This is a genomic window from Pigmentiphaga litoralis (genome assembly GCF_048632615.1).
Taxonomy (GTDB): Bacteria; Pseudomonadota; Gammaproteobacteria; order Burkholderiales; family Burkholderiaceae_B; genus Pigmentiphaga; species Pigmentiphaga litoralis_B.
The window spans coordinates 1,927,610-1,939,421 of record NZ_CP184479.1 but is presented as its reverse complement, the minus strand read 5'-3'; the positions used below and the strand labels follow the sequence as shown (position 1 = coordinate 1,939,421).

Below are 11,812 nucleotides of genomic sequence, written 5' to 3'. Positions count from 1 at the left end.
TGTTCATTCTACTCCCGGTGCCCTGCCGCCCAGGTAACGAAGTGCCAGGCTGGTCATGTCGTCCGCCTGCGCCGCGCCGCGCTCGAACGCCCGCACGTCGTCGATCACGCGCTGTGACAGCGCGTCGATGGGCGTGGCGGGCGGGATACGCTCCAGCGACGCCTGCAGCCGCGCATCGCCATATTCCTGCCCGTCGACATCGAAGGCTTCGGTAATGCCGTCGGTGTACAGATAGAGCGTATCGCCGGGAGCAAGCTGGACCATGCCCTGCTGGTAGGCAAAGCCTTCATGCACGGCCACCGCGATGCCACGCGTGCGGGGCAGGGGCGACAGGTCGCCATCGCGCCGGAGCAGCCACGGCGGGTTGTGGCCGGCGTTGACATAATCAACCTGGCCGGTCGACAGGTCGATCACCGCGTAGAACACGGTCACGAACAGCATCTGTTCGTTTTCGGCGGCCAGCAGGTCATTCAGGCGTTGCAGGCAGGCGGACGGCGAGTCGACGAACAGCGCGGTGGACTTGAGCAGCGTGCGCGAGATCGCCATGAACAGCGCCGCGGGCACGCCCTTGCCGGACACATCGGCAATCACGAAGCCGAAGCGGTTGGCGTCGATCGGAAAGTAATCGTAGAAGTCGCCGCCGACTTCCCGCGCGGGGGTGATGTGGCAGAACACATTGACGCGGGGGTCGACCGGCATGTCGCGCGGCAGGATGCTTAGCTGCACCTGGCTGGCGATCTGCAATTCCTGCTGCAGGCCGGCCAGCCGGGTCTTGCTGACCAGCGCGTCGCGCAGTTCGACCACCATGGTCGACAGGCTGTTGTGCTGGTCCACGATGCGACGGGTCAGGTCGCCCATGATGCGAGCCAGGCGGCGCAACTGATCATCGTCGCGGTCCTGGGCGGCGGGCGGTGGGGACGCGGCGCCTATAGTCGAGCCGGCAGCCGCGCCGGACGTGGCGTCCAGGTCCGGGCTGACCACGGCGCCATGGCCCCCGTCCTGCAACGCGCCCGGGCCGTCGAGCAGCGCCAGCACTTCATCACGCCGTGTCATGTCGGTGGCGTCGGCCAGGGCGTGCAGCTCCCGGCGGATCACGCTTTCCTGGCGACGGCGCACGCGTTCGCGCAGCGCGCGGCTGGCCGCCAGTTCCTGCGCGTTCATGCGGAAAGCGGCCACCGCCTGGGCAATGCGGCCGATCTCGTCGGATCCGCCCGCTTCAAGCCGTACGGTGGCGTCGCCGCGGGACAGGGCCTGCAGCGCGGCGATGGCCGCCTGCAAGGGGCGGAAGCTGCGCCACAGGTAGAAGTTAACGAGGGCCAGGCCGACCAGTGCCAGCAGCAGGGCGCCGGCGATGGCCAGCCGGCCTACCCAGCGGCTGGCGGCCAGACTGTCGGTGGCGTCGCTAAGCGTCACGATCGCACCCACCGCGCCGTCGGCAATGTCGCGCACCGGCACACTGATGAGGCTGTAGATACGGTTGTCGAAGTCGACTTGTTCGGCCAGGGCGGCGCGCGGGCTGAGGGTCAGCGCGGCGCGTTGCCACAAGCCCGGATCGGTCGATGCCGCCAGCCGGCCGCGCAAGGTCAGCAAGGTCACGCCCGCCCCCGCGCGGGATGCGTAGCGGCGCAGGGCGTGCTGCACGTCGCGGCCCACGACCAGGGCCGCCGGGCTGTCGCCGATCCGCAGGGGGCTGGCCGCGATCACCGGCAGTTGCGTGGCCGATGCCTGGCGCAGGCCGGCCGCGGCCTGCCCGGTCAGCACCCGGTCCAGCGTGCTGGCGTCGAGCAGGGCGAGGCCCGCGGTCTTGCCTGCCGTGTACAGCGGCTCGCGATCGGCGCCGATCACGGCAATGAAGTCGATGCTGTCGGCGGACCCGACATCGATGCCCAGCGACGCCAGCGCGCGCGCGGCGTCGTTCTGGTCGCCCCGGGCCAGCGCCGCGCCAAAGGCCGGGTTCATGGCGATGGCGCCCGCGCGGGCGCTCAGCGCCCCGGTTTCCACGGCAACGATTTCGCCCCACAGCGCGGACTGCGCGGCGATCGACGTTTGCGCCAGCCGCTGTTCTAACAGGCGGTCACGGACCAGGCTGGCGCTGCCCAACGCAAGGGTAAGGGCGCCAAAGCCCAGCGCGACGATCAGGGTGATGCGGGAACGGAGCAGCATCAGCGGGCTCCGGAACGAGGCGTGGATGAGGGGGAGGCAGGCGTCGCGGCCACACCGTCGTCACGATCGAGACGGGTGGGCACGGCATCAGCCCCGGCCCCAGCGCGGACATCGGCAACACCTGCTGCCACATCTCGGGCAGGTTGCGTGCGGTAGTCCGAGGTCACCGGCGTCATGCCCCGCGCCACGCGGCTCCAGGCGGCGACCAATTCACGCTGGCTGCCGTCGAAATCGACGGCCAGCAATTCCTGCGCGTAGGCATCGAAGGCCTCGCGCCGTTCGCGCTGCGCAGCCTGCCCATCGGCCAGGGCGCGGAACGCCATTGCGACGGCGTCGCGGCCCAGCGCGGCGGCGGACAGATCGTGATCGAAACGCCCGGCGGCGTTGGCGGACAGGGCGTCGCGCAGTTGTGCCCGCCGCCTGTCCAGCAAGGCCCCCGCCGCCACGGCTGCCACGATGCCGGCCAGCAGCGCCAGCAGCACGGTGGTGATCGCGCACACCTGACGCACCGTGTCGAAGGCGGCCGCCAGTTCGGCCGGCGCGGTGCCGATGGCAATGGCGCCCAGCGGCTCGCCGGCTACCGCAATGGGAACACGTACCGTGTCGCGCGCCACGGCGCCCGCGCGGTCAACGCGATTCAGCGTGGCGCCGGCGGCATTGGTCAGCGTGATGGTGGCCAGGCCAGGCACATCGTCCAGCGTGCGTTGCAGCGCGCCCTGCACGCCGGGCAGGCGATCGAACGGAATGCCGTAGCGTCCCGCTTTTTCGAACTGCTGCACCAGGGTGCGCGCGACCGAATCGGCAAGCAGACCGGCATCCTGCCGCGCGTCGTTTTCGACCGTGCACTGAACGTGCGCCAGGACGAGCAGGCTACCCAGGCCGCCGATGACGAGCACCAGCACCGCGGTGACCAGGCCCGTCCGGATGATGGCGCAGCGGTCACTGGACATCGTCGATCTCCCGCAGGCCGGCGGTGGCCATGGCGACATGGCGCTCCGCGTCCGCCCAGGCCCGGCGCACGTCGTGGGCGGCTGCGGCTGGCCCCGTTGCGGGTCCGGTCAGGTCCGCCTGCGTTGCCGATCCATCGGGTTCCGGCTTGGCCAGGATCCGGGCCACGTCGTGAAAGGGTCGCATCATCCGCACAGTCACCAGCGCGGCGGCGGCGATTGCCAGCAGCACGGCCACGCCGGACACGGGCAGCAGCGGCTGCAGGATGGGCCAGGCCTTCGTCCAGAGGGCCAGATCGCCATGGCTGTCGTCGTTGGCCAGCGTGACGGCAATGCCGCCCGCCGGCGTGCCAAGGTCGGTGTCAACGCGCGCACCCAGCACGGTTTCGCCGCGCGTGGCAATCTGCCAGGTATCGTCCGTGGCCAGCCGCGCGACCCAGTCTTCGCCGACCGGCGCGCCGATGACGCCCCGGTCGGTGCTGTACAGCAGGGTGGCATCGGGCAGGAAGACGTCGATCGCCAGCACGTCATTCGCACCGCCTTTTTCGCGTTCGATCAACGTCTGCAGCACGCCCATCTGCTCCAAGGTGAGCCCGATGGCCAGGTTGCTGTCGACCGTGTTCTTGAGCGTGTTCAACAGATGCGCGCCGCGGGCGCGTTCGATGTCATCGCGGATGCGTTGGCTGGCCCGGCCCGCGGTCAATGCGGTGGCGGCAAGCACCGCAAGCACGGCCACGACCAGGATCCAGGCAAGACGGCCGCGGTAGGTCATGACGCCTCCTTCGACATGGCGGGGGCGTGCCGGCTGCCCCCAAGGTGCCGGGGATCCACGCCTGGCCCGGTGACGGCATCGGTGCCCGTGCCTGCAGCGGCGTCCGCGTCTGCTCCCGTCATGGCCGTTGCCCCGGGGATCGTCGTTCCCGCCGGATCAAGCGCATCGCCCATCCTGTATCTGCGATGCACCTGCGATGCGCATGCCACCAGCAGCGCATTGGGCGCCATGCCCGCCGTTGCCGCCACCTGCTCCAGCCGCAGATCCGCGCCGAACAGCACGGCGTGCATCCCGGGCTGCACCCGGCCTTCGCCCAATGCGGTCACGTCCACGCTGATAAGACCCATGCTGACCCCGCCCACGACCGGCGCAAGACCGCCCGCCAGGGCCACCTGTCCGCGGTTGGCCAGCGCGAAAGGCAGACCGTCGCCATAGCCGATCGCCAGGGTCGCCACCGTGCAGCTACGCGACGCACGAAAGCCGCCGGCGTAGCCGATCTCCGTGCCGGCGGGAACCGTTGCGACCCGCAGCACAGGCGCGCTCAGTGTGGCCGCGGGCATCAGGCCTTGCGGGGCGGAGGGCGTGGTGTCGACGCCGTACAGGGCGCTGCCGACCCGCGCCATGTCCATGTGCCAGCTGCTGTCGGCAAAGACGCACGACGACGTTGCGATGCTGCGCGCGGCGCGCGGCAACCGGTCGGTCCACGCGGTAAAGCGCGCGCGCTGTTCGACGTTTTCGGTGGCGTCCGGATCGGCGAAGCGGCCCAGGTGGGTCACCCAGGCAATGACATCCAGTCCGTGCAGCAGGTCGGGTTGCGCGATCAGCCTTGATACGGCCGCGGCGTCCAGGCCGACCCGGGTCAGGCCGCTATCCAGATGGATGGCGACCTGGAGCGGACCGTGCCGCCGGGCCTCGGTGCTGGCCAGGCGCAGTTCGCGTTCGTCCACCAGCACCGGCACGATGCCGTGCGTGCGGCAACGGGCGGCGTCGGCGCCAGCCAGGCCATTGAGCACGAATACCCGCCCGGTGGGTACGAGCCGCCGGACGTCGAGGGCGGCCTGGAAGTGGTCCACCCAGAAGTCGCGGCAGCCCAGCGATGACAGCAGCGGCACGACCTGCGCCGCCCCCAGGCCATAGGCGTCGTTCTTGACGACAGCGCCGATATGCCGACCCTGGTAGCGGCTGGCGACTGCGCGCCAGTTGTGGCCGATCGCGGCCAGATCGATGGTGATGGTGGGACGGTCCAGCGACAGCGCGGCGCTCATTGGGCCGCACCTTGATGTTCCCGCACCAGCAGATACCGCCGCAACCCGCCATACCGCGTGACGGTGGCCCGTATCTCGAACCCTTCGGCCCGCAGATTCTGCAGACTGACCGTGTTGTTCGGGGCCGCCGTCGAAAACAGCAGAGGCGTGTTCCCCGCCAATGCCACGCGTTGCCGGATCGACGCCCGCTGCAAGCCCGCGCCACGATGCGACGGCGCAACGGCCGCCCCCGCCAGCTTGGCGATGCCGCGGTCGGCGCCGTAGCCCAGTTCCGCACGCGGGTCGTCGTAGGCCAGGATTTCGGTCTGCAGCACACCGTAGGCCACCAGCGCGCCGCCGTCGAAGCATCCCAGGATGCGTCCGCGTCCGCCGAGCAACCCCGCAAAGAAATCACGCGTCTCGGGTTTGACCACGTCGGGTCCGGCCGACCCGATCGACAGCCGGTGCAACTGCTCGATGGCATCGAGATCGCCGGTGCCCAGCATGCGCCAGGCATCGTTGCGCATGGCATCGTGCCGCAAAGGATCGCCGCGCAGCGCATCGTCGTGGCAGGCATCTTCCCGCTGCGCGTCGCCCTGCCCGCCGTCATTGCGCCCGATCACGACGCGCCATCCTTGCCTAGGCTGATCACCTCGGCGTAATTGAGCATGTCGATGGGCGGATAGACCCCGCCCAGTTGCTTGGCCGTGCGCATGTTGATCAACAGCGAAAAGCGCTTGAGCGTCTCGATCGGAATGTCGGCAGGCGCCTTGCGATGCACCAGGATGTCCACGGCCTTGGCCGCGGCCAGCTGCCCCACCGACTGATAGCGGCTGATCAGGCCCACCAGCGCGCCGCCCTGTCGCACGGCCAGTTCGGCGGCGCCGAAGGTTGGCAATCGTTGCGCCAGCGCGGCCGGTGTCACGCGGTCATATACCGTGCCAAGGAAGGTGTCGGGCAACAGGTAAAGCCAGTCGGCGCCTTGCGCCTTGATGTCGGCAATGATGGCTTCGACCCCGTCTGCCGTGGGGCGGCCTTGCGCGTTCAGGTTGAAGGTGCGCGCCACCAGGGTGCTGTTCTGGCGCGCGCAGAAGTCCTTGACCTGGTCCACGATGGCGATCGAATTCTGTTCGGCCGGCGAATACAGCACCCCGATCTTCTTGAACGGCAGATAGGACTGCATGGCGCGCAATTGCACGTCGGTCGGCACCACGTGGACGGCGCCCGTGACGTTGTGGCCGGACGAGGCCAGGCTGCGCGCGATCCGCGACTGCACGGGCGCCGCCACCAGCGAGAACACCACGGGAATGTCGCGCACGAAGGGCGTGCTGGCGGGCGCATCGAAGGGCCCGACGACGCCCAGGGTGACCGGCGTGCCCCAGGTGTAGATCAGGTCGGGCTTGAGCGACGGGATTTCTTCTAGGATCGCCGCCAGGTTCGCAATGTTCTGCTTGACGTCGCGGGCAATGAATTCCACCGGGATGCCCGCGCTGGCGAAGTAGTCACGAAAGCCCCGTTCGGCGTCGGTCTCGCCCCGAAACGTGATCATCAGGATGCGGAACGGACCAGAAGCCGCCTGCGTGGCGGCGCCGGCAGCGGCCGCGGCACGCGCAGCCACCGGCATGGCGAGCAGCGCGGCGCTTGCCATGCCCAGGGAAAGAAGGTCGCGGCGGGAAGTCATGGTCGGGAAGAAGTCTCAGTGGGACGGCTGCCCGGGCGGACGGACCAGGCAAACCCCAGTGCGCCCGCCACGACCAGTGCGCCGATCGACAAGGTAGCGGCCGAAAATCCGATGGCGCCCAGCAGGATGCCGGCGGCGGCCTGGCCGGCGGCGTTGCCGCCTCGCTCGACCAGGCGGAAGACGCCCAGCACCGCGCCCGACGCGCCAGGCGCCTGGCGGGCGCTGTCGGCCACCAACGCCGACTGCGAGGTAATCGACATGGCCTGACCCAGGCCAAGCAGCAAGAGAATCGTGGCAATCACGGCCGGACTGGCGCCGACGCCCGCAAGCAGGGCCCCCGCGCCGGCCAGCACGCCGCCCATCACCACGAAGGCGGTGCGTTGCCGCAGGCGATCGGCCAGCGCCGCGAACATGGGCACGCACACCACCATGATCAGCGGATAGATCATCTGCAGGCGACCGATTTCGGCGCTGCCATAGCCCTGCTTGTCGAGTTCGACCGGCACCAGATAGAAGCAGATGGCCGCCAGGATGAACTTGGCCGGGAAGGCGCAGCCGAACAGCAGGCCAAGCAGCCGGGGCGTGCGCACCGCCACCGACACGTCGTGCAGGGCAAAGCCCGGTGCCATCGCGCCGGTGTGCGGCGTGCGTTTCGGCAGCATGCGCCAGGCGGCGGCGCAGGCCAGCAGGGCCAGCACGGCCGACGCGGCGAAGGCGGCAGACGCGCCCAGGCGGTCGGCGATCACCCCGCCGATCGGGGGGCCGCACAGGGCGGCCACCAGAATGGCGCCCACGAACACGGCCAGGCTGCGGCTGCGATCCGCGGCGGTCGACCCGTCGATGATGTGCCCTTGCGCCGACACGAACACCAAGGTGTAGCCGATGGCGGTGACGATGCGGGCCGCGGCAAACACGCCGTAGTGCGTGGTGACGGCGGCGACGGCATACCCGAGAGCGGCCAGCACGGCGCCTGCCAGGAATCCTTCGCGCCGTCCGATGCGTTCCGACAACGACGCAAACGGCAACTGGCACAGGGCCATCGTCAACATGAAGGCGGCCATGGGCAGGCTGACCAGGACGTCCAGCCCGATGCCCCAGGTGTCGGGCGCAATGCTGCGCACGAAGCCCGGCAGAAACGGCCGCGTCAGTTCGTCGGACAGCATGAACAGGAACAGGCCAGGGCGCACCACGGCCGCGGCGCGGCTTTCCTGGGTAACGGGCGCATCGATGCCGTGGCGGTCGCCCAGCGCGCGCAGTTCGGCCAGGGCGGCGGTGTCGCCACGCGCCTGCGCCGCGTCGATCAATTGATGATGCCGCGCCCACATCGCCTGCAGGTGGGCATCGATCGGCGCGGTCAGTGCGCGCACCGCTGCGTCCTGCGGTGTGCGGGTCGCGGGGGCGAGCTTTCCGTGCGCCAGGCGCTTGAGCCGGTCTTCCAGCGCGCCCAGCGACAGGGCGCTGCGCGACCCCACGGCCAGGGCAAGCAGTTCCAGCGCGATCAGCAACGCCACGACGCCCAGGAAGGCCATGTCCAGCAGCACGCTGCGCACGCGCTGCGACACCACGCCCGGATCCACCCAAAGCATCACGGCGCCGGCCGTAGCGCCATCGAGCAGGATCGGCGCGCGGACCGGCTCTCGCGAGGCCTCGCGCGCCGGCGCGTCATCGCTGGCCGCCGGGCCCACCCGCAGCCGCGTCACGCCGGCCGCATCGACCAGTTCGATGGCGGATACCTCGGGATTGGCGCTGCGCAGCGCGGCAAGCGAAGCGTCCACCCCGGTCAGTTCAGTGAAAGGGATGCCCGCCTGCAGGGCCCGCTGAATCAATGATGCCGACCCGCGCGCCACCGCGTCGCCTTTGGCCGCAATGGCGGGGGCAATGGTGTCCGACACGGCGCGCTGCGCGCTCCAGCCGACCACGGCCAGCGCCGCGCACAGGATCAGCGCAATCGAGATGGACAGGGCGCCGCGCAAGCCGATCATGGGCGCGCTCCGTACAGCGCCGCGTCGCCGGCATCCAGCCGCGCGGCCAGCCGGGCATGCACCGCGGCCACGTCATCCAGCGCGTCGTGCGCCTGCGCCGGCCACGACACCGGGTCGGCCGCGCGCACCGCCCGGCCGTGCAGCCGCCGCGCCAGCACCCACCCGATCAGCAGGGTGCCCAGGCTGGCCACCAGGGCCGCCGGAATCGCCACGGTGCGGATCTGGCGCGCCAGCGATGCGCGGGCCTGCAAGGCCGCGGCGTCATCATAGTGAACGACGGCGCGGCCGATATCGCGTCCCAGGTCGTTACGGATAGGGCGCACCACGTCTTCGCCCAGCGGGGTGGCGGCGTGCCCGACCCGGTCGGGCCGCGTACTGAACAAGACGGTGCGTGAGGCATCCAGCACGTCCAGGGCGACGATGCTGGCGTCCAGGCGCGCTTCGCGCTCGATCAACGGCGTCAAGGTGGTTTGCGCCGGCAGCGCGATGCCGAACGATGCCGCCAGTTCGGCTGTGCCCGCGACCCGTTGCGCCGCCAGCACGTAGCGGGATTCCAGCGCATCGCGATGGGCCGCCACCAGCGCGCCGTAGGTGAAATAGGCCCCCAAGGCAATGCAGGCGCCAGCCACCAACGCAAACAGCGCGAGCAAGCCACTCACGGTGCGGGTCATGAACGTGAACCTTATGAATACGGCGCGCGGGTTGGCGGAGCCGGCCGATGCAGTCGCTTCTACCCGGCCGGGCGTGGCACTCGGCACAAATTGTATCTGCGAGGCTGAGCGGAAAATGTATCCGGGGCAGGACAATGTCCTGGTGTCTCCCCAGCGCGACGCCGCTCCGCCCCGATCCTCAGGCATCCCGCTGCTAACATTGCGCGATCCCGCTTTCGATGGCAGACATGGACGACTCGCATGACGACTGAAGAGACTCCGGCGCTGGACCGCGACCGCCGTTTTGGCGGCGTTGCGCGCCTGCACGGCGATCGCGCCCTGGAAACCATGGCCAACGCCCGCGTGGCGGTCGTGGGCCTGGGCGGCGTCGGGTCGTGGGCCGCCGAAGCGCTGGCCCGTTGCGGCATAGGCGGGTTGACGCTGATCGATCTCGACCACGTGGCCGAATCCAATATCAACCGCCAGGCGCACGCACTGGAAAGCACGCTGGGCATGGCCAAGATCGATGCGATGGCCGACCGCATCCTGGCCATCAACCCCGATTGCCGGCTGACGCGGGTGGACGACTTCCTGACGCCCGACAACGCCGCCAGCCTGCTGGACGACCCCCAGGCGGGCCCGCTGACCGCCATCCTGGACTGTACCGACCAGGCCGCCGCCAAGGTCGCCATGATCCTGTTCGCCAAGGCCAACAACGTGCCAGTCGTCGTCTGTGGCGGCGCGGGCGGCAAGACCAATCCGCTGGCGCTCCGGGCCACCGACATTACCGAAACCCTGAACGACGCCCTGCTGGCGAAAGTGCGCAATCAGTTGCGGCGGCAGCACGGCTATGCGCGCGCGGCCACGCCCGGCGGCAAACCGCTCAAGCGCATTCCCAAGATGCACATTCGCGCCCTGTGGGTCAACGAACCAGTGCGCCTGCCCGCCGCCTGGGTCGAGGCAGCCGTGACCGCCGAGCCTGGGAGCGAAGGCGCCGAGGCCCTGCAGGGCCTGTCGTGCGCGGGATATGGATCAATCGTGACCGTCACGGCCGCCATGGGCCTGGCCGCCGCCCACGAGGTGTTGCAACTGTTGTTCGAAAGCCCGCCGGCCGCCTGATAGGGCTTCCACGCAACGTCCCGCGGCAAAGCGCGCCATGGAAGTGATTGCCCACGCTTGATTACCGATTGTTTGCGCTATGCTGACATTTGGTGACAAAAGCCTGAGCAACCACTTCGGTCCCGCCGACGCTGCAAGGATGACCCCGTGGCAGAGCCGCGCCCTCCCGATACGATTCCCAGCAATCATTTCCACACGGCCGCCGTGGGGTCGGGCGATGACGCCTTCTGGGCCTGGCGGGATGCCGTGTCGCCCTTGTTCGACGTGGCCTTGCCATCGTCCGACGCCGTCGACACCTTTGCCGCCGAAGTGCGGTCCTATCATCCGGGCACCATCCTGTTCGCGTCGGTGGCGGCCTCGGCGCAGCACTTTCGCCGGTCGCCCGGCACCATTGCCCGCAACGGCATCAACCACTACCTGGTGCAGCTCTATCGCCAGGGCGGCTATCACGGCGACGCCAATGGCCGCAGCATCGCGGTGGGGCCGGGGGATGTCAGCGTCCTGGACATGTCCCTGCCGCTGCAGACCCGGGCGCAAAGTTTCGAGAACATCAGTCTGGTCGTTCCGCGCCGGATGCTGGCGCCCCTGCTGGCGTCGCCCGACGCGGTCCATGGCACCGTCTTGCGGGCCACTACCGGCGCGGGCGCCTTGCTGCGCGACCATCTGACATCCTTGTATACGCAGGCTCCGGACTTGCGGGCCGACCAGGCCGAAGCGCTGATGCAAGGAACGGTCGCCTTGATGGGCGCGTGCATCGGGCCCACTGCCGATGCACGCGAGATGGCCGCCGACGACATCCGCGCCGCCACGCTGGTCGGTATCAAACGCTTCATCGAAGGCAACCTGGGCGCGTCCAGCCTGAATGCCGAACGGGTGTGCGGCCGCTTTGGCGTGTCCCGCCCGACGCTGTACCGCTTGTTCGAACCCTATGGCGGCTTCATGCGGTACATCCAGGAACGCCGCCTGCGCCGCTGCTTTACCGAACTGACGTCGCCGCATGCCAGGGGCCAGCGGATTGCCGATATCGCGCAGCGCTGGGGATTTGGCAGCGAAGCGACGTTCAGCCGGGCGTTCCGCCGGCAGTTCGATGTGTCGCCACGCGAATTGCGGCAAGCCGCGGCCAGGTCGGGGGCCCGCCCGGGCCACGCGCCAGGCCACGCATCAGGTCAGGCGCCAGCGCCATTGGCCGGCGCCTCGCGCTGGAGCACCGACAGCCTGATCGAAAGCTGGCTCATGAGCCTGGGGGACAGCTGA

General features: G+C 69.6%; 10 protein-coding genes. 2 read left to right on the top strand and 8 right to left on the bottom strand.

What is annotated here, in order from left to right; genetic code table 11:
• Positions 1 to 3 precede the first annotated feature (3 nt).
• From ACNANG_RS08470 to ACNANG_RS08435, 8 genes are read right to left on the bottom strand one after another with little or no spacing between them, the layout of a single operon-like run.
• A complete protein-coding gene (locus ACNANG_RS08470; protein WP_420226826.1) occupies positions 4 to 2,163 on the bottom strand; it encodes a SpoIIE family protein phosphatase in 2,160 nt (719 codons plus the stop codon).
• Complete coding sequence (locus ACNANG_RS08465) at positions 2,163 to 3,113, bottom strand: hypothetical protein (protein WP_420226825.1); 951 nt, start codon at positions 3,111 to 3,113, stop codon at positions 2,163 to 2,165. The genes ACNANG_RS08470 and ACNANG_RS08465 overlap by 1 nt, the downstream gene beginning before the upstream one ends.
• Positions 3,103 to 3,882, bottom strand: a complete 780-nt coding sequence (locus tag ACNANG_RS08460) for a hypothetical protein (protein WP_420226824.1) — start codon at positions 3,880 to 3,882, stop codon at positions 3,103 to 3,105. Before ACNANG_RS08460 ends, ACNANG_RS08465 begins: the two co-directional genes overlap by 11 nt.
• On the bottom strand, positions 3,879 to 5,147 hold the full coding sequence (gene alr, locus ACNANG_RS08455) for an alanine racemase (RefSeq protein ID WP_420226823.1): 1,269 nt from the start codon (positions 5,145 to 5,147) through the stop codon (positions 3,879 to 3,881). The genes ACNANG_RS08460 and alr overlap by 4 nt, the downstream gene beginning before the upstream one ends.
• Complete coding sequence (locus ACNANG_RS08450) at positions 5,144 to 5,749, bottom strand: hypothetical protein (protein ID WP_420226822.1); 606 nt, start codon at positions 5,747 to 5,749, stop codon at positions 5,144 to 5,146. The genes alr and ACNANG_RS08450 overlap by 4 nt, the downstream gene beginning before the upstream one ends.
• Positions 5,746 to 6,807 carry an ABC transporter substrate-binding protein gene (locus ACNANG_RS08445; RefSeq protein WP_420226821.1) on the bottom strand — a complete coding sequence of 354 codons (1,062 nt, stop codon included), beginning with the start codon at positions 6,805 to 6,807 and terminating at the stop codon, positions 5,746 to 5,748. The genes ACNANG_RS08450 and ACNANG_RS08445 overlap by 4 nt, the downstream gene beginning before the upstream one ends.
• The gene (locus tag ACNANG_RS08440) at positions 6,804 to 8,789 is read right to left on the bottom strand and encodes an MFS transporter (RefSeq protein ID WP_420226820.1); all 1,986 of its coding nucleotides are present in this window, start codon (positions 8,787 to 8,789) and stop codon (positions 6,804 to 6,806) included. Before ACNANG_RS08440 ends, ACNANG_RS08445 begins: the two co-directional genes overlap by 4 nt.
• Entirely contained in the window at positions 8,786 to 9,460 is a 675-nt protein-coding gene (locus tag ACNANG_RS08435) for a hypothetical protein (RefSeq protein ID WP_420226819.1), read from the bottom strand. The genes ACNANG_RS08440 and ACNANG_RS08435 overlap by 4 nt, the downstream gene beginning before the upstream one ends.
• 240 nt (positions 9,461 to 9,700) lie before the next feature.
• On the opposite strand from ACNANG_RS08435, the gene ACNANG_RS08430 reads away from it, so the two are divergent.
• Both ACNANG_RS08430 and ACNANG_RS08425 read left to right on the top strand, forming a co-directional pair.
• A complete protein-coding gene (locus tag ACNANG_RS08430; RefSeq protein ID WP_420226818.1) occupies positions 9,701 to 10,558 on the top strand; it encodes a tRNA threonylcarbamoyladenosine dehydratase in 858 nt (285 codons plus the stop codon).
• A gap of 147 nt (positions 10,559 to 10,705) precedes the next feature.
• Positions 10,706 to 11,812, top strand: a complete 1,107-nt coding sequence (locus ACNANG_RS08425) for a helix-turn-helix domain-containing protein (protein WP_420226817.1) — start codon at positions 10,706 to 10,708, stop codon at positions 11,810 to 11,812.